Genomic DNA, 16,895 nt, shown 5'->3' on the forward strand with positions numbered 1-16,895 from the left:
GGTTGACAACTATACGCCGTACAAGGTCTCCTGTACGTCGTACAAGTACGGCGTACAGGAAGGAATGATCATGCGCAGATGGTGGGCCCTGGGCGCTGTGACGCTCGGGACGACGATGACCTACCTGGACAACAACATCCAGAACACCGCACTGCCGACGATCCAGCGGGAGCTCGGTCTCACGATCTCCGGGCTGGAGTGGATCACGACCGCGTACATCCTGGTCTTCGCCGGACTCATGCTGGTCGGCGGGAGGCTGGCCGACCTGTTCGGCGCGCGGCGGATCTTCCTGGCCGGGCTGTCGCTCTTCACGCTCTCGTCCCTGGCGGCGGGCCTGTCGGAGTCCGGCGGCACGCTGATCGCCGCCCGCGCCGCCCAGGGCGTCGGGGCCGCGCTGCTCACGCCGACCTCGTTGGCGCTGCTGTCGCAGATCTTCCGCGACCCCGCCGAACGCGGCAGGGCCGTCGGCATCTGGAGCTCGGCCGGCGCCCTCTCGATGGCGCTCGGCCCGGTCACCGGCGGCTTCATCAGCGAGTACCTGCACTGGGGCTGGATCTACCTGATCAACGTGCCGCTCGGCGTCGCCACGTTCTGGCTGGCCTGGTGGGCGGTGCGCCCCGCATTCCAGCCGGTACGGCACAGCCTCGACCTGCCCGGCCTGGCCAGTTCCACGATCGCCCTGTTCGCCCTGACCTTCGCGCTCATCGAAGGTTCGTCGGCCGGCTGGACCTCGCCTCTGATCCTGGCCGCCTTCGCCGTCGCCCTGGCCGGCGCCGTGTTCTTCGTGCTCGTGGAGTCCCGCTCGGCCGAGCCGATGATCGACGTGTCGCTCTTTCGCGACCGGGTCTTCAGCGGCGGAATCCTGAGCATGGGCGTCTGGTCGTTCGGCGTGTTCGGCATCTACTTCTTCAGCGCGCTGTGGCTGCAGAACGTGCTCGGCTTCTCCCCCACCGAGGCGGGCGCCGCGTTCGTGCCGATGGCGCTGGTCATGGCCGTCGTCGCCCTCCTGTCACAGCGGCTGGCCCGGCTCATCGGCATCGGCCCCACCGTGGCCCTCGGCCTCGTGCTGATGGCGGCGGCCATCTTCATGCTCTCCGGAGTGGGGGCCGACGGCCGCTACCTCGACGTGCTGCCCTGGTTCCTGGTCTACGGGATCGGCGGCGGCATGCTGGTGCCGCTGACCACCGCCGTCCTCGACGCGCTGCCGGAGGGACGCTCGGGCGTCGCCTCCGGTGTGCTGAACGTCTCCCGGGAGGTGTTCGGGCTGCTCGGGATCACCGTGCTCGGCGCGATCCTGACCTCCCGGCAGAGCGGCAGCGGCCTGGCCCCGCTGCCCGCCTTCCTCGACGCCTACCAGTTCACGCTGGTGATCGCGGCGGTCATCGTGCTGGTCGGGGTGCCGGTGAGCCTGTCGGCCATGCGGCGGCGGCCCCGTACGCCCGATCATGCCGCGGCGGAGATGGCCGGGTCGGCGAACTGAGTGCGATAGAGCTCCTCGTAGCGGCCACCCGCGGCCAGGAGTTCCTCGTGCGTGCCGCGCTCGGCCACCCGGCCGTCCTCGATCACCAGGATCTGGTCGGCGGCGCGGATCGTGGACAGGCGGTGCGCGATCACCACGGCGGTCCGGCCGTCGAGCGCCTCGGCCAGCGCCGCCTGCACGGCCGCCTCGCTCGTGGAGTCGAGCGCGGCGGTGGCCTCGTCCAGGATCACCACCTGCGGCTTGGCCAGCAGCAGGCGGGCGATGGTCAGGCGCTGGCGCTCGCCGCCGGACAGGCGGTAGCCGCGTTCGCCGACCACGGTGTCCAGCTTGTCCGGCAGCGACTCGATGAGGGTGGACAGACGGGCCCGGCGCAGGGCGTCCCAGATCTCCTCGTCGGTGGCCTCAGGGCGGGCGAAGAGCAGGTTGCCGCGGATGGAGTCGTGGAAGAGGTGGCCGTCCTGGGTGACCATGCCGAGGGTCTCGCGGATGGAGTCGGCGCTCAGGTTGCGTACGTCGACGCCGCCGAGCCGTACCGTGCCTTCGTCGACGTCGTAGAGGCGCGGCAGGAGCTGCGCGATCGTCGACTTGCCCGCGCCCGAGGAGCCCACCAGGGCGATCATCTGGCCGGGTTCGGCGGTGAAGGAGATGCCGTGCAGGACCCGCTCGCCGCCGCGGGAGTCGAGCGTCGCGACCTCCTCAAGCGAGGCGAGGGAGACCTTGTCAGCCGAGGGGTAGGCGAAGCGCACGTCGTCGAACTCCACCGTCACCGGCCCATCGGGTACGGCCCGCGCCCCCGGCCTGTCCTTGATCAGCGGCTCCAGGTCGAGCACCTCGAAGACCCGCTCGAAGCTGACCAGGGCGCTCATGACGTCCACGCGGGCGCTGGCCAGGCTGGTCAGCGGCGCGTACAGGCGGGTCAGCAGCAGCGCCAGAGCCACCACCGAGCCGGGGTCGAGACTGCCGCTCAGGGCGTAGAAGCCGCCGAGGCCGTAGACGAGCGCCAGGGCGAGGGCCGAGACGAGGGTGAGGGCGGTGACGAAGAAGTACTGGGTCATCGCGGTGCGCACGCCGATGTCGCGCACCCGCCTGGCCCTTGCGGAGAACTCCGCCGATTCCCTGGCCGGCCGTCCGAACAACTTCACCAGCGTCGCGCCGGGCGCCGAGAACCGCTCGGTCATCTGGGTGCTCATGGCCGCGTTGTGGTCGGCGGCCTCGCGGCGCTGGTCGGCGATCCTGAGGCCCATCCTGCGGGCGGGCAGCACGAAGATCGGCAGCAGGAGCAGCGCCAGCAGCGTGATCTGCCAGGAGATGCCGATCATGACCGTCAGGGTGAGCACGAGTGTGACCACGTTGCCGGCGACGCTGGAGAGTGTGTCGGTGAAGGCGCGCTGGGCGCCGATGACGTCGTTGTTCAGCCGGCTCACCAGCGCGCCGGTGCGCGTCCTGGTGAAGAAGGCGATCGGCATGCGCTGGACGTGGTCGAACACCGCGGTACGCAGGTCGAGGATCAGCCCCTCGCCCAGCCCGGATGACAGCCAGCGGCTGATCAGGCCGAGCCCGGCCTCGGCCAGCGCCAGGCCGGCGATGAGCACGGCCAGCCAGATCACCACGCTGAGGGGCTGCGCCTTGACGATGGCGTCCACCACCCGGCCCGCCAGGACGGGGGCCAGGACGGCCAGGCCCGCCATCACCACGCTGAGCGCCAGGTACACGGCGATCCTGCGGCGGTGAGGGCGGGCGAAACCGCCTATCCGTTTCAGCGTGGCCTTGGACAGTCGTCTTCGGTCACGCTGGTTGTTGTTCATCGAGTACAGCTGGTGCCAGGCGGTCATCTCCATGCTCATGGGTAGACCGTAAGAGCTCAACCAAACTTGAGGTCAAGCCGTTTTCAGGAGCCGATCTTGCGGCCCCTGCCGTGCCAGACGACGGCGACCGACGGGCGGGGCTGCTCGCCGTCGGGCCAGCGGCTGGCGGGGTTGTCCGGGGTGGCGCCGTCGATCTCGCCCGGGTGCTGGACCGCGACGAAGACGCTGCGCTGGTCGTCGGTGACCATCGGGCCGCAGGTCTCCGCGCCCACCGGCACCGTGAGGAACTGGCGGACGTGCCCGCGCTCACGGCCGCGCATCGGCGTGACGAACAGGCCGTCGTTGGCGCCCAGCGCGTTGCCGTCCGTGGAGATCCACAAGTTGCCGTCGCGGTCGAAGGCCAGGTTGTCCGGGCAGGAGATCGGCGAGACCTTCGTCTTGTCGTACCCGGCGAAGTAGGTCGAGGCGTCGTTCGGGTCGCCGCAGACCAGCGGCAGCGACCAGGCGAAGCCGTTGCCGCGGCCCTCGACGATCTCCAGCACGTGGCCGTGCTTGTTCGACGGGCGCGGGTTGGCCTCGTCCACCTGGGCGGGGGTACGGGCGGTGTTGTTGGTCAGCGCCACGTAGACCGCGCCGGTGACCGGGTTGCGCTCCATGTCCTCGGGCCGGTCCATCTTGGTCGCGCCCACCTTGTCGGCGGCGGTACGCGTGTAGATCAGCACCTCGGCCGCGCTCATCCCCTGCACGTGCGACTCGTCGCCGGACACCAGCGGGATCCACTCGCCGGACCCGTCGAAGGCGCCGTCGGCGGGCAGCTTGCCGGAGCCGTCGATCTCCTCCTTGGGGCTGTCGCCGCTGAACTTGGCCACGTACAGCGTGCCCTCGTCGAGCAGCGTGCGGTTGTGCCGGTCGAAGCCCGGGATGTAGCGCTTCTTCGAGACGAACTTGTAGATGTACTCGAAGCGCGAGTCGTCGCCCATGTACACCACGAGGCGGCCGTCACGCGAGATCGAGGTGGTGGCGGCCTCGTGCTTGAAGCGGCCGAGCGCGGTGCGCTTGAGCGGCGTCGAGTCCGGGTCGAACGGGTCGATCTCCACGATCCACCCGAACCGGTTGGCCTCGTTCGGGTGCTTGGCCAGGTCGAAGCGCTCCTCGACCTTGTCGAAGCGGCGGTTGGACGCCTGGATGTTCGTCGGGATCGTGTAGCGGGCGATGTTGGGGTTGTTCTTGTCGCCGTTGACGAAGTACTGGTCGAAGTTCTCCTCGGCGGTCAGCACCGTGCCCCAGGGAGTGGTGCCGCCGGCGCAGTTGTTCAGCATGCCGACCGGCTTGCGGCCGGCCGGGTCGGCCGCCGTCTTGAGCAGGTCGTGGCCCGCGGCGGGACCGGTGAAGCGCATCGGGGTCTGCGCGGTGACACGCCGGTTGTAGCGCCGCCGCCCCTTCGTCACCAGCTTCCACTCACCGGTGCTCCGGACGCGCTCCACCTCCACGACCGAGCCGCCGTGCGCGGCCAGCGCGATCTTGATCTGCTCGGGGGTCGCCGTCGCCGCCGTGTACCCGCGGAACATCAGCGACTCGTCGGTGTACTCGTGGTTGACCCAGAGCAGCCCGCGGTTGCGCCCCATCTCGAAGAGCGTCACGAAGTCGCAGTTGTAGCCGAACTGCTTGGCCTGCGCCTCGGCCGTCTGGTTGTCGAAGTCGAAGTCGGGGGCGTCGGGCAGCACCGGGTCGCCCCAGCGGACCACGACGGAGGAGCGGTAGCCGTCCGGGATGCGCAGCGCGTCGTCCTTGTTCGGCGGCACCGGCGTGAAGCGCAGGTCACCGTGGTGCCATCCGGCCGCGGACAGCTCTCCGTCCGGCTCCGCGGGATCCGCCATCGCGGGTACGGCTCCCGCCACACCCGCCCCGACCACCAGCGCGCCCAGGGCACCCGCGCGCAGGGCGCCGCGACGGGACAGGGCTTCGGTGGCGATGTCACTGAAGTAGGCGTTGCCGCTGCGGTTGGCGACGTCGTGCGCGCACGCGTTGCCGCATCGGAACATGCACGTCAGGGCCGACCGGCCGCCCTTGTGCGAGTCGTTGAGCAGGGGCAGCAACACGGGGTTCCTCCAAGGTGGTGCGCAATCGTTCCGCCGGGACGCTACGGCCGCATTCGGAACCGCCGGTGAACGACGGTCACCGCCTCGATGAACGCTGGCTGGGGGTACGTGGGGGTCGGGGCTGGAGAATAGGGGGATGGCAGCCAGGAAGATCGACCCCGACAAGCTGAGGGCCGCGCTCGACGCGCAGCTGATCGCCAACGACCAGCCGGAATACGACGGCCCCGCGGCCGGGCTCGCCGACACGTTGGTCGGGGCCGTGGTGACCGCCTACGACCGGGGGTCCGCTCCCGAGCGCGCCGCCGAGCGGCTGGCCGTGCGGTATCTGCTGGAACGGCTGGCGTCCGGGGCACCGGGGCGGACCGTTGAGGTCAGGGTGCCGCCGCACGCCGCCGTGCAGGCGATCGAAGGACCCAGGCACACCCGGGGGACGCCGCCCAACGTGGTCGAGACCGACGCGCGGACCTGGATCGACCTGGCGCTCGGCCGGATCGGGTGGGACGAGGCGATGGCGAAGGGCGCCGTCTCAGCGAGCGGCGCCCGTGCCGACCTATCCGAATTCCTCCCCCTCTGACGTCAGGGGGTGCTCCACGGGAGCTTGTTCTGCACGCAGCGCTCGCTGAGCTGCGGCGGCAGGTTGGCGCACTCCGAGAAGTAGGCGCGGATCGCGAAGAACCCGCACACCGCCAGGACCAGCGTGGCGATGCCCAGGCCGATGCCGGTCCAGGACATGCCCTTGCTGCCGCCCTTGGACAGCGCGACCGCGCCGAGCACGATCGCGATGATCGCGGTGAGCACGCCGGTGAAGCACACCAGCAGCAGGAACACGCTCGCCACACCCAGCACCAGCGACGCCACCGCCAGGCCGTTGCCGGGCTTCTTGGGCTGCCAGTCCGGCTGGTACGGGCCGGGGCCGCCGGTGGGCGGGGTGTAGGCGCCGCCTCCGGCGGGTGGGTAGGCGGGGCCGCCGGGGGCGCCGCCGTACGGGCTGGACGGGGTGGAGCCGGGGACCGACGGGTCGGCGCCGCCGTACGGGGAGGCGCCGGGGACCGGGCCTTCCGCCGGACTCTGGGCGGCGGCCGCATAGGGATCCCGAGGCGGCCCCGCCCCATAGGGCACCTCCCCCGCACCCGCCCCTTGACCACCCGCACCCTGGCCACCGGCACCCTGGCCACCCGTGCCTTGACCGCCGGTGCCCTGATCGCCTTGACCCTGACCGCCCTGACCGCCCTGACCGCCCTGACCGCTTTGACCGCCCTGACCGCCCTGACCGCCCTGACCGCTCTGGCCGCCTGGGGCTGTGGCGCCGAAGGCCGCGCCCGCCGCGGCGCCCGCGGCGGCGGCACCTGCCGCACCTGCCGCACCTGCCGCACCTGGGCCGGCGGGTGTTCCGCTGCCCGGGGTGCCGCCTTCCGGGTACTCGCCGTACGTGGCGCCGGTGCCGTACTCCTTGGGGCCGCCCTCGTACGGGCTGGCCGGAGCGAACGTCGGGCGTTCCGGCGGCGTGGGCGGGTCGTAGCGCGACGGCTGCGGGCCCGATGACGACGAACTGCCCGGCCCCTCCCAGCTCGACGCCGGCGACGAACTCTCCCAGCCCGGGTAAGAAGGCGTCGAGCCCGGGACCTGGTACGCCTGCGTCTCCCCCGCTCCCGGCTGCTCGGAACCCTGCGGCTCCGGCGCGTCCCAGGACCGGGTGGGCTCGGGTGTCCCGGCCGGAGGCGTGTCGTCGCGTGCCCACTCCGGGATCTCGTACGCGGTGGTGCGCTCGGTGTCCTGCGGCGCGGGCACGTCCGGCTCGTTCCACGGGGACGGCTCAGGCGGCGGCGGTGGCGGTGGCACGGTCGGCGGCACCACGGGCGGCACCGGCGTGATCGGCTCCTCGGCCGCCGCGCCTCCCCACGCCTCGGGCTCCCCCGCCCCACGCTCTTCCCGTCCGCCACCGCCCTGCCCGTAGGGGCTGCTCTCAGCCTGACCGCCCTGTCCGGGCGTGTCGTAGGGAGAGGGCTCGCCGTTGGAGGCGGGCTCCTGCCGCCCGTACGGCGGCGCCGCGGTCTCGTCCTCGCCGGGCACCGTCTCCTCCACCCACCACGAGGCGGGCTGCTCGTCGGAGTCGGGCGGCTCGGGCAGGTCGTCGTCCGGCCCGGCCGCGCGCGGCTGCGAGGGCGGCGGCGAGGGCGGTGCGGGCGGCGGCGACGGCTGGTCTGGCGCGTCTGGTGCGGGACGGCCTTGCGCAGGTGGGCGCGGCTCGTCCGGGTCCCCAGGTGTGGTCACGTCTGCGTCTCCCGACGGGGTCGTCATAGCCGGATACCCCACCTTCGCGCGCGTCCGGTCCCGGCAACCGCGCGACACGGTAAGAGTCCGCCCACGGTTGCTTCATGTTGCGCCAAAACCGCTGGCGGCGGGCAAGATGAAGGCATGCTCGACGAGACCCTCACCTACGCGCTCATCAAGATCACCAAGGTGCACCGCTACCGGGTGGCGGCCGAACTGAGCGAGCTGGGCCTGCACGTGGGCCAGGAGATGCTGCTCAACCAGTTGTGGCGCGAGGACGGGCTGTCGCAGAGCGAGCTGATCGCCCGGCTGGGCGTGGAGCCGCCCACGGTGACGAAGACGATCCAGCGCCTGGAGCGGGCGGGGTTCGTGCGCCGTACGCCGGACCCGAAGCGGCCCCGGCTGAGCCACGTCCATCTGACGGAGGCGGGCAAGGCGTTGCGGGCGCCGGTGGAGGAGATCTGGGAGCGCAACGACCGCGAGGTGCTGGCCCAGCTCGCCCCGGAGGACCGCGCGACGATGGTCAGATTGGTCGGCCAGCTGTGGGCCTGCCCTTCCGCCGAGGGCGAAACTCCCTTGCACCGTTGCGATTAGCCGACTAATTAGTTGGCTAAGAACAACGAATGGAGTCCTCATGCACGTTCTCGTCACCGGCGGCTCGTCCGGCATCGGCGCCGCCACCGCCCGCGCGTTCGGCCGCGCCGGGCACCGTGTCACCCTGACCTACAAGTCCGGCCCCGACCGTGCCGAACGGGTCGTGAAGGAAATCGAGCAGGCCGGCGGGACGGCGGCGGCCGTACACCTGGATCTGGGTGAGCACGGGAGCGTCCGGGCGGCGGTCGCCGCGGCGGGGCCGTTCGACTCGGTGATCGCCAACGCGGTGATGTGGGGCGGGGACGCGCCCAGGACGGAGAGTTTCGAGGAGATTCCGATCGAGCACTGGAGCGAGATGCTCCACGCCAACGTGCTCGGCAACGTGGTGCTCGCGCAGTCCGTGTTGCCCGCGATGCGGGAGCGGGGTTTCGGACGGGTCGTTCTGGTCTCCTCGGGGATCGCCGAGGAGGGTACACCCGGCGCCGGCCCGTACGGCACCGCCAAGATGGCCCTGCACGGCCTGGCCCGCACGCTGGCCTGGCAGGCGGGCATGGACGGCGTCCTGGTGAACGTGGCCGCCGTCGGCCTGACCAGGACGGACAGCAGTCCGATCCCCGGGCAGGTGTTCGACGCGGTGGCCGGCCGTACACCCAGCAAGAGGTTGTCCACCGCGGACGACGTGGCGGCGCTCCTGCTCTTCCTCGGTTCAGCCGCCAACCACAACCTCACCGGCGAGATCATCCGAGAAGGGTCGAACGCGGCACGATCCGCCCATGTCACCTGATCTCGCACCCGGGTGTGCGAGCACGGAAGTGGCCGACCTAAACTGAGGTACGTGCTGAAGGGCGACGGCCGGCTCGGCCATGACCTGGACCCCCAAGACCGTGCTCCCAAGGATGCCTGCGGTGTCTTCGGCGTGTGGGCCCCAGGCGAGGAAGTATCCAAACTCACCTACTACGGGCTGTACGCGTTGCAGCACCGCGGCCAGGAGTCCGCGGGCATCGCGGTCAGCGAGGGCAGCAGGATCCTCGTCTACAAGGACATGGGGCTCGTCGCCCAGGTCTTCGACGAGTCGGTGCTCGGAACCCTGCGCGGTCACCTGGCCATCGGCCACTGCCGCTACTCCACCACCGGTTCCAGCGTCTGGGAGAACGCTCAGCCCACGCTGAGCTCCACCGACCAGGGCGGGCTCGCGCTCGCCCACAACGGCAACCTGATCAACACCCCGGTCCTGGCCCAGCGCCTTGAGCCGGGCACCACCAGGGCCACCACCGACACCGAGGTGCTCACCACCCTGCTCGCGCAGGACCGCAGCCGCTCCATCGAGGACGCCGCCGCGGAACTGCTCCCGCAGGTGCTCGGCGCCTACTCGCTGGTGTTCATGAACGAGAAGACCCTCTACGCGGCCCGCGACCCGCAGGGCATCCGCCCGCTGGTCCTGGGCCGCCTGGAGCGGGGCTGGGTCGTCGCCTCGGAGACGGCCGCGCTCGACATCGTCGGCGCCACGTTCGTGCGCGAGGTCGAGCCGGGCGAGCTGCTGACCATCGACGAGCGCGGCGTGCGCTCGCGCAGGTTCGCGGTCGCCGAGCCGAAGGGCTGCCTGTTCGAGTACGTCTACCTGGCCCGCCCCGACACCACGATCGCCGGGCGCGGCGTGCAGGTCACCCGCGTCGAGGTCGGCAGGGTGCTGGCCCGCGAGCACCCGGTCGAGGCCGACCTGGTCATCCCGACACCCGAGTCGGGCACCCCCGCCGCCGTCGGCTACGCCGAGGAGTCCGGCATCCCCTACGGCCAGGGCCTGGTCAAGAACTCCTACGTCGGCCGCACGTTCATCGAGCCGTCGCAGACCATCCGCCAGCTCGGCATCCGGCTCAAGCTCAACCCGCTGCGCGAGGTCGTGGAGGGCAAGCGGCTGGTCGTCGTCGACGACTCGATCGTGCGCGGCAACACCCAGCGCGCGATCGTCAAGATGCTGCGCGAGGCGGGCGCGCGCGAGGTGCACGTGCGCATCTCCTCCCCGCCGGTCTCCTGGCCGTGCTTCTACGGCATCGACTTCGCCACCCGCGCCGAGCTGATCGCCGGCTCGCTGTCGGTGGAGGAGATCAGGGCCTCCCTGGGCGCCGACTCGCTCGGCTACATCTCCCTGGAAGGCCTGACCGAGGCCACGACCATCCCCGCCGACCGCCTCTGCCGCGCCTGCTTCGACGGCAGCTACCCGATCCCGATCGACCAGGACAACGTCGGGAAGTACGTGTTGGAGAGCACCAAGTGACCACCTACGAGGCCGCCGGGGTCGACATCGCGGCGGGCGAGCGCGCCGTCGAGCTGATGAAGGCCAAGGTCGCGCGCTCGCGCCGGCCCGAGGTGGTCGACGACGCCAGCGGCTTCGCCGGGTTGTTCGACGCCTCGTTCCTGCTGCGTTACAAGCGGCCGCTGCTGGCCACGTCGACCGACGGCGTGGGCACCAAGGTCATGATCGCGCAGCAGTACGGCAAGCACGACACCATCGGCATCGACCTGGTCGGCATGGTCCTCGACGACCTGGTGGTCTGCGGCGCCGAGCCGCTGTTCATGACCGACTACATCGCCTGCGGCAAGGTGGTGCCCGAGCGTGTCGCCGAGATCGTCGGCGGCGTGGCCGAGGGCTGCCGCCTGGCCGGGGCGGCGCTGGTCGGCGGCGAGACCGCCGAGCACCCCGGCGCCATGGGCGCCGACGAGTACGACCTGGCCGGCGCCGGCACGGGCGTGGTCGAGGCTGCGGACATGCTCGGTCCCGACCGGGTGCGCGCGGGCGACGTGGTGCTGGGCCTGGCCTCGTCGGGCATCCACTCCAACGGCTACTCGCTCGTGCGGCACGTGGTGAAGAACGCCGGGCTGTCGCTGGACGACGAGCTGCCCGAGCTCGCCCGCCCGCTGGGCGAGGAACTGCTGGAGCCCACCCGTATCTACTCCCTCGACTGTCTGGAGCTGGCCCGCTCGGTCGAGGTGCACGCCTACTCCCACATCACGGGTGGCGGCGTCGAGGGCAACATCGCGCGTTCCCTGCCGCCAGGGCTTGACGCGGTGCTGTCGCGGGAGTCGTGGACGGTGCCCGCCGTCTTCCAGGTCCTGGCCGGGCACGGCTCGATCGAGCAGCAGGCGATGGACCGCACGTTCAACCTGGGTGTGGGCATGGCCGCGATCGTCGCCCCCGAGGCGGCCGACGCGGCCCTGCGCCTGCTGGAGTCGCGCGGGCTGCCCGCGTGGGTGCTGGGCGAGATCGTCCCCGGCACCGGCGCCGCCCGCTACTCCTAACCCGCCAGCCGGCCCACTCCCGCGTCGATGAGCACGTGGGGTGGGCCGTCCAGCAGCGGTACGGCCGGCACCTCGTCCTCCGGCATCCGCCAGTCCTGCACGGGCACCAGTCCCGGCCCGATCAGCTCGAACCCGTCGAAGAAGCCGAGCACCTGCTCGCGGGTGCGGAACACCGACTGGATCGGCGAGCCGGCGGTGGCGACGCTCAGCTGCCGTTTCGCCTCGGGGTGGCTCTCGTCCATGGCGTGGGTGAGCACGAGATGGCTGCCCGGCGCCATCCGCTCGCGGAAGCGCTTGACGATGCCGTGGGGGTCCTCGCCGTCCAGGACGAAGTGGAGCAGCCCGACCATCAGCACCCCGACCGGCTGCTCGAAGTCGATGAGGCCGCGGACGTGCGGGTCGGTGAAGATGGCGTCGGGGTCCCTGGCGTCGGCCAGGATGCCGGCCACGCCGGGCGCGCTGGCCAGCAGCACCTCGGCGTGCAGCCGTACGACGGGGTCGTAGTCGACGTAGACGACCCGGCAGGCGGGGTTGGTCCGCCTGGCCACCTCGTGCACGCTGGGCGAGGTGGGGATGCCGGTGCCGAGGTCGATGAACTGCCGGATGCCCTGCTGGGCCATGTGGTGCACGGCGCGGGTGAGGAAGTTCCGGGAGGCGCGGGCGACGAGTTTCGTGTCCGGCGCGAGCGCCAGTAACTTGTCGGCGACCGCTCGATCCACCGCGAGGTTGTCCTTGCCGCCGAGCAGGTAGTCGTAGACACGGGCGGAGCTGGGGACGGTGGGGTCGACGCCGGGCGGAACACGTTCGAGCTCGGTCACAGGAACCATCGTATGCCGCGCAGGTCCCATGATCGTGGGATCATCCCGGATATTCCGCCTATGGACTCGGCGCCGCCGGAACACTGACATACGGCACTACCCGGGGGCATCGCCCGTCGAGCAGCCTTTTTCCATGGCAAACGCCCTGGAACTCACGGCCGTCAGCAAACGCTACGGCCAGACCAGAGCCCTCGACGGCGTCGATCTGACCGCCGAGCAGGGCCAGACGATCGCGGTGCTCGGCCCGAACGGCGCGGGCAAGAGCACCCTGCTCTCCATCGCCCTCGGCCTGCTCCCGCCCACCTCCGGTGCCGCCGCCGTACTCGGCCATCCGCCGGTCGCGGCCCTGCGCAAGGGCCTGGTCGGCGTCCTGCTGCAGGAGTCCGGCCTGCTGGAGGACGTCCGGGTGGCCGAGCTGGTCACGGCGACCGCCGGCATGTACCAGAAGCCGATGCCGGTGGAGCAGGCCCTGCGCGCCGCCCGCGCGGACGGCTTCGCGGCCCAGCGGATCGGCAGGCTCTCCGGCGGACAGCGGCAGCGGGTGCGCATCGCCCTCGCCCTGATCGGCGACCCGCGCCTGCTCGTGCTGGACGAGCCCACCGTCGGACTCGACGTGGACGGCCGCCGCGCCCTGTGGCAGGAGGTACGGGCGCGCACCGCCCAGGGCCGCACCGCGGTCTTCGCCACCCACTACCTCACCGAGGCCGACGACTACGCCGACCGGGTGATCCTGCTGGCCAAGGGCAAGGTCGTGGCCGACGGACCGGTCGAGAAGATCAAGGAGCTGGTCGGCGGCAGCGAGGTGCACGTCACGCTGGACGCCGCCGAGGTGGGGGCGCTCCAGGCGTTGCCCGGGGTGCGTCAGGTGCGGGTGGAGGGCGGCGCCGCCGTACTGCGGACCAATGACTCCGACGCGACGCTGCGCGCGCTGTTCGCGACATTCACCGACGCCAGAGACGTCCGCACGGCCGGGACCGACCTCGAAAGCGCCTTCGTGAGCCTGACGGGAGGCAGCTGATGGGCTCCTACGTCAAGCTCGAACTGCTGCGGTCCGTGCGCAACACCACCAGCCTCATCATGCTGACCGTCTTCCCCCTCGTGCTCTACCTGGTGTGGACGAAGGTGCTGCGGGTCGTCCCCGCGGGGCCGCAGCAGGTCGACTTCGCCGCGTACACGATGGTCTCGATGGCCGTATACGGCGCGATGGGCGGCGCGCTGTTCATCGGCGGCGCGATCGCCATGGAACGCTCGAAGGGCTGGCTGCGGCAGCTCGCCGTCACGCCGCTGCCCGCCCACGGCTACATCTCGGCCAAGCTGATCGCGGGCGCGACCGGGGTCCTGCCGAGCATCTTCGCCGTGCTCGCCGGGGGCGCCCTCATCTCCGGTGTACGGCTGCCGCCCGGCACCTGGCCCGCGCTCGTGGTGCTGATCTGGGTGGGCGTGGTGCCGTTCGCCGCTCTGGGCGTCGCCTTCGGCTACACGATGAACGGGCAGGCGGCGAACCTGGCCATGATCGGCGTCTTCTTCGGGCTGTCCGTCCTGGGCGGGTTGTGGCTGCCGGTTCAGCTCATGCCGGAGTTCATGCGGACGCTGGCCGAGTACAGCCCCGCCTACCAGGCCGGATCTCTCGGCTGGCGGGCTCTGGCCGGCGACTGGCCGACGGTCAGGTCGCTGGTCGTGCTGGCCGGGTGGACGCTGCTGTTTTCCGGGCTGGCCGCCTGGCGTTACCGTCGGGCCTTGTGAAGGTGGCGGCGCGCGGCGAGTTCGGCAACGGCCGTAGCCAGGTCAGGGCGGGCTCGGTGGCCTGGCTGCTGGTGACGCTCTGGCCGCTGTGGACGTTCTTGTCCACCGGTCCGGCCCTGCCGCGCGTCCTGTGGGCGTTCGGCGGGCTCGCGGTGCTGTCGGGCTGCTGGATGACGATCATGTGGCGGATGCTCGGCGAGCACAGCGGCGCGCCCCGGCGGTGGCCCATGGCCGGGCTGGCCGCGGCCGCGCTCGCGCTCCTTCCCGTGCTCGGGCCGCCCTGGGCGTTCGTCGCGTTCATCTACGTCATCACCGGACTGGCCGCGACGACCGGCGGCGCCGGGTTCGTCGCCGGGGTGCTGCTGACCATCGCCGTGACCATGGGCTTCCTGCTCGCGCACGGGCTGACGGTGTGGTGGCTGGTGCTCGTCATCCTGGCCCAGGCCGGTGCCGTACACGGCATGAAGCAGATGGGCCACCTGCTCGTCCGGCTGGCCGCCGCGCGCGCCCAGGTGGCCCAGCTCGCCGTGGACAACGAGCGGCTGCGCTTCTCCAGGGACCTGCACGACACCCTCGGCCACACCCTGACCTCGATCACCATCAGAAGCCAGCTCGCCGCCCGGCTGGCCCGCACCGACCCCGACCGCGCCGCGCGGGAGATGGGCGACGTGGAGGCCGCCGCCCGCCAGGCCCTCGACGAGGTACGGCACGCCGTCGCCGGATACCGGGCCCCGGCGCTGTCGGAAGAGCTGGAGAAGGCGGCGCGGGAGTTGGAGCTGGCCGGGGTCGAGGTGGTGGTCTCCCCCGCCGGCGGCCCGATCCCGGGGGCCGCGGAGACGCTGCTGGCGTGGGCGGTGCGCGAGGCCGCCACCAACGTCCTGCGCCACAGCGGCGCGCGGCACTGCTGGATCACGTTGAGCGTGGACACGACCTGGGCGGAGCTGGAGGTCCGCGACAACGGCCCCACGACCGCACCTCCCGCCACGCTTTCAGACCGGCCTCCCGCCACGGCCGGGCCTCTGGATGGAGCGGCCAGGCGGGGTAACGGGTTGACCGGGCTGGCCGAGCGGGTGGCCGGGGCCGGTGGGTCGCTGGATGTGGGTGCCCTGCCGGAGGGCGGGTATCGCCTGTGTGCCCGCGTGCCGCTGGAGGCCGCGTGATCCGTGTGCTCATCGCCGACGACCAGGACCTCGTCAGGGGCGGGCTGGCCGCGCTGCTCGGCCTGGAGGCCGACATCGAGGTGGTGGCCCAGGTGGGCCGGGGCGACCTGGTCGAGGCCGCGGCGGCGGAGCACCGGCCCGACGTGATCCTGCTCGACATAGAGATGCCCGGAATGTCCGGGCTGGAGGTGGCCGAGCGGCTGCCGGGCCATCGGGTGGTGATCGTGACCACGTTCGGGCGCCCCGGCTACCTCAGCCGGGCTCTGGACGCCGGGGTGGCCGGGTTCGTGGTCAAGGACGCGCCGGCCGCGGAGCTGGCGGGAGCCGTACGGCGGGTGATGGCGGGTGAGCGGGTGATCGACCCCAAGCTGGCCGTGAGCGCGAGCGCCGTCGGGCCGAGCCCGCTCACGCAGCGGGAACGCGAGGTGCTGCGCACGGCCCGCGACGGCTCGACCGTGGCCGACATCGCCCGCCGCCTGTTCCTGACCGAGGGGACGGTACGCAACTACCTGTCGTCGGCGATCGGCAAGACCGGCGCCCGAAACCGTGCCGAAGCGGTACATGTGGCCGAGTCGCGGGGCTGGTTGTAGCTGTACAGTGCCACGCATGACTGAGGGGCTCGTGCAGATCGCGGCAGAGGTGGAGACGTTCCTGGCGAGCCTGCCGCCGGGGGCCGGGCGGGTGACGCTGCGGCCGCTGACCAGGCACGACGAGGACGAGTTCACCAGGCTGACCAAGGCCAGCGCGGAGCTGCACCACCCTTGGATGTCCCTGCCCGCGACCGCCGAGGAGTACCAGGCCTACCTGGCCCACTTCGACCCCGCGACCACCCGCCGCCTGCTGGTGTGCCTGCGCGACAGCGGCGACATCACCGGCATGGTCAACATCAACAGCATCATCCGCGGCCGCTTCCAGAACGGCTCGCTCGGCTACGCGGCCTTCGCCCCCACCGCCGGCCACGGCTACATGAGCGAGGGCCTGGCCCTCGTCCTGCGCTACTCCTTCGAGCAGTTGCGGCTCCACCGCCTGGAAGCCCAGATCCAGCCGGGCAACCACGCCTCGCTCAAGCTCGTCCAGCGCCTCGGCTTCCGCCATGAGGGCTTCTCCCCCGGGATGCTGTTCATCGACGGCGCCTGGCGCGACCACGAACGCTGGGCCATCCTCAACCCCGACCCCTGGCCGGCCCACCCCTCGCTGCCCAACCCCTAGACGGCGGCGGAGGCCAGCGCCAGGCAGGCCGCGGCCAGCACGAGGAAGGTCCCGGGAAAGGGCAGGTGCGCGAGGACGCGGGCGCGCGCGACGGCGAACACGGCGCCGGCGAAGAAGAGCACCAGCCCTGCCGCAGCGGCGATGCCGATCGCGGGTACGGCCAGCCCGGCCAGCAGCCCGACCGCCCCCGCCGCCTTGGCCACGCCCAGCCAGGTGATCCACGAACGCGGCACGCCGTACTTGTCCATGTTGACGAGGACCCACTTGGCGCGGGCGAAGTCGACGGCGGCCGCCGCGAAGTTGCATGCGGCGGCCACCACGACCACCACGACATAGGCGGTGAACACCGGATGTTCCCCCTTCGCTGGATGTGTGTTCCACCCTTGCCGAGCCGCGCCGAAGGCGTCCAATAGCTGTATCGA

The 16,895-nt window shown here is 71.6% G+C and carries 16 protein-coding genes; 11 read left to right on the top strand and 5 right to left on the bottom strand.

Annotated elements, in window-relative coordinates; all coding sequences use genetic code 11:
* Nucleotides 1–70 precede the first annotated feature (70 nt).
* Nucleotides 71–1,480 carry an MFS transporter gene (locus ACFWYW_RS47330; RefSeq protein WP_379614010.1) on the top strand — a complete coding sequence of 470 codons (1,410 nt, stop codon included), beginning with the start codon at nucleotides 71–73 and terminating at the stop codon, nucleotides 1,478–1,480.
* Here ACFWYW_RS47330 and ACFWYW_RS47335 read toward each other — a convergent pair.
* Nucleotides 1,444–3,324, bottom strand: coding sequence for an ABC transporter ATP-binding protein (locus ACFWYW_RS47335; protein ID WP_379614012.1), 1,881 nt, complete (start codon nucleotides 3,322–3,324; stop codon nucleotides 1,444–1,446). The two genes, ACFWYW_RS47330 and ACFWYW_RS47335, sit on opposite strands and share 37 nt — an antisense overlap.
* 44 nt (nucleotides 3,325–3,368) lie before the next feature.
* Nucleotides 3,369–5,327, bottom strand: coding sequence for a PhoX family protein (locus ACFWYW_RS47340; RefSeq protein ID WP_379614340.1), 1,959 nt, complete (start codon nucleotides 5,325–5,327; stop codon nucleotides 3,369–3,371).
* Between the two features lie 193 nt (nucleotides 5,328–5,520).
* Between ACFWYW_RS47340 and ACFWYW_RS47345 the strand changes: the two genes are divergently transcribed.
* Entirely contained in the window at nucleotides 5,521–5,958 is a 438-nt protein-coding gene (locus ACFWYW_RS47345; RefSeq protein ID WP_379614014.1) for a sterol carrier family protein, read from the top strand.
* A gap of 2 nt (nucleotides 5,959–5,960) precedes the next feature.
* Here ACFWYW_RS47345 and ACFWYW_RS47350 read toward each other — a convergent pair whose 3' ends face one another.
* Nucleotides 5,961–7,655 carry a hypothetical protein gene (locus ACFWYW_RS47350; protein WP_379614016.1) on the bottom strand — a complete coding sequence of 565 codons (1,695 nt, stop codon included), beginning with the start codon at nucleotides 7,653–7,655 and terminating at the stop codon, nucleotides 5,961–5,963.
* A 144-nt stretch (nucleotides 7,656–7,799) separates the two neighbouring features.
* On the opposite strand from ACFWYW_RS47350, the gene ACFWYW_RS47355 reads away from it, so the two are divergent.
* Genes ACFWYW_RS47355 through purM form a run of 4 tightly spaced genes read left to right on the top strand, consistent with a single transcriptional unit; the run spans nucleotide 7,800 to nucleotide 11,543 of the window.
* Nucleotides 7,800–8,249, top strand: a complete 450-nt coding sequence (locus ACFWYW_RS47355) for a MarR family winged helix-turn-helix transcriptional regulator (protein ID WP_379614018.1) — start codon at nucleotides 7,800–7,802, stop codon at nucleotides 8,247–8,249.
* A 40-nt stretch (nucleotides 8,250–8,289) separates the two neighbouring features.
* Nucleotides 8,290–9,033: an SDR family NAD(P)-dependent oxidoreductase gene (locus tag ACFWYW_RS47360; protein WP_379614020.1), complete on the top strand. Its 744-nt coding sequence runs from the start codon at nucleotides 8,290–8,292 to the stop codon at nucleotides 9,031–9,033.
* 51 nt (nucleotides 9,034–9,084) lie between these two features.
* Complete coding sequence (purF, locus tag ACFWYW_RS47365) at nucleotides 9,085–10,521, top strand: amidophosphoribosyltransferase (protein ID WP_379614022.1); 1,437 nt, start codon at nucleotides 9,085–9,087, stop codon at nucleotides 10,519–10,521.
* The gene (purM, locus tag ACFWYW_RS47370) at nucleotides 10,518–11,543 is read left to right on the top strand and encodes a phosphoribosylformylglycinamidine cyclo-ligase (RefSeq protein WP_379614024.1); all 1,026 of its coding nucleotides are present in this window, start codon (nucleotides 10,518–10,520) and stop codon (nucleotides 11,541–11,543) included. Before purF ends, purM begins: the two co-directional genes overlap by 4 nt.
* On the opposite strand, the gene ACFWYW_RS47375 is transcribed toward purM, so the two are convergent.
* The gene (locus ACFWYW_RS47375; RefSeq protein WP_379614026.1) at nucleotides 11,540–12,361 is read right to left on the bottom strand and encodes an SAM-dependent methyltransferase; all 822 of its coding nucleotides are present in this window, start codon (nucleotides 12,359–12,361) and stop codon (nucleotides 11,540–11,542) included. The genes purM and ACFWYW_RS47375 overlap by 4 nt on opposite strands.
* Nucleotides 12,362–12,494: 133 nt before the next feature.
* On the opposite strand from ACFWYW_RS47375, the gene ACFWYW_RS47380 reads away from it, so the two are divergent.
* Genes ACFWYW_RS47380 through ACFWYW_RS47400 form a run of 5 tightly spaced genes read left to right on the top strand, consistent with a single transcriptional unit; the run spans nucleotide 12,495 to nucleotide 16,473 of the window.
* The gene (locus tag ACFWYW_RS47380; RefSeq protein WP_379614028.1) at nucleotides 12,495–13,379 is read left to right on the top strand and encodes an ATP-binding cassette domain-containing protein; all 885 of its coding nucleotides are present in this window, start codon (nucleotides 12,495–12,497) and stop codon (nucleotides 13,377–13,379) included.
* Nucleotides 13,379–14,104 (top strand): ABC transporter permease, encoded by a 726-nt coding sequence (locus ACFWYW_RS47385; protein ID WP_379614030.1) that lies wholly within the window; start codon nucleotides 13,379–13,381, stop codon nucleotides 14,102–14,104. The genes ACFWYW_RS47380 and ACFWYW_RS47385 overlap by 1 nt, the downstream gene beginning before the upstream one ends.
* A complete protein-coding gene (locus ACFWYW_RS47390; RefSeq protein ID WP_379614032.1) occupies nucleotides 14,101–15,264 on the top strand; it encodes a sensor histidine kinase in 1,164 nt (387 codons plus the stop codon). The genes ACFWYW_RS47385 and ACFWYW_RS47390 overlap by 4 nt, the downstream gene beginning before the upstream one ends.
* On the top strand, nucleotides 15,261–15,854 hold the full coding sequence (locus ACFWYW_RS47395) for a response regulator transcription factor (protein WP_379614034.1): 594 nt from the start codon (nucleotides 15,261–15,263) through the stop codon (nucleotides 15,852–15,854). Before ACFWYW_RS47390 ends, ACFWYW_RS47395 begins: the two co-directional genes overlap by 4 nt.
* A 16-nt stretch (nucleotides 15,855–15,870) precedes the next feature.
* Complete coding sequence (locus ACFWYW_RS47400) at nucleotides 15,871–16,473, top strand: GNAT family N-acetyltransferase (protein WP_379614036.1); 603 nt, start codon at nucleotides 15,871–15,873, stop codon at nucleotides 16,471–16,473.
* Here the strand turns inward: ACFWYW_RS47400 and ACFWYW_RS47405 are convergent.
* Nucleotides 16,470–16,820: a DoxX family protein gene (locus ACFWYW_RS47405; protein WP_379614038.1), complete on the bottom strand. Its 351-nt coding sequence runs from the start codon at nucleotides 16,818–16,820 to the stop codon at nucleotides 16,470–16,472. The genes ACFWYW_RS47400 and ACFWYW_RS47405 overlap by 4 nt on opposite strands.
* Nucleotides 16,821–16,895 lie beyond the last annotated feature (75 nt).

Source organism: Nonomuraea sp. NPDC059023, from assembly GCF_042740095.1.
GTDB lineage: Bacteria > Actinomycetota > Actinomycetes > Streptosporangiales > Streptosporangiaceae > Nonomuraea.

Coding starts and splice junctions, on each gene's coding strand:
- ACFWYW_RS47400 (WP_379614036.1), top strand. CDS start 15,871: ATGACTGAGGGGCTCGTGCAGATCGCGGCAGAGGTGGAGACGTTCCTG.
- ACFWYW_RS47340 (WP_379614340.1), bottom strand. CDS start 5,327: ATGTTCCGATGCGGCAACGCGTGCGCGCACGACGTCGCCAACCGCAGC.
- ACFWYW_RS47380 (WP_379614028.1), top strand. CDS start 12,495: ATGGCAAACGCCCTGGAACTCACGGCCGTCAGCAAACGCTACGGCCAG.
- ACFWYW_RS47385 (WP_379614030.1), top strand. CDS start 13,379: ATGGGCTCCTACGTCAAGCTCGAACTGCTGCGGTCCGTGCGCAACACC.
- ACFWYW_RS47330 (WP_379614010.1), top strand. CDS start 71: ATGCGCAGATGGTGGGCCCTGGGCGCTGTGACGCTCGGGACGACGATG.
- ACFWYW_RS47345 (WP_379614014.1), top strand. CDS start 5,521: ATGGCAGCCAGGAAGATCGACCCCGACAAGCTGAGGGCCGCGCTCGAC.
- ACFWYW_RS47335 (WP_379614012.1), bottom strand. CDS start 3,324: ATGAGCATGGAGATGACCGCCTGGCACCAGCTGTACTCGATGAACAAC.
- ACFWYW_RS47355 (WP_379614018.1), top strand. CDS start 7,800: ATGCTCGACGAGACCCTCACCTACGCGCTCATCAAGATCACCAAGGTG.
- ACFWYW_RS47360 (WP_379614020.1), top strand. CDS start 8,290: ATGCACGTTCTCGTCACCGGCGGCTCGTCCGGCATCGGCGCCGCCACC.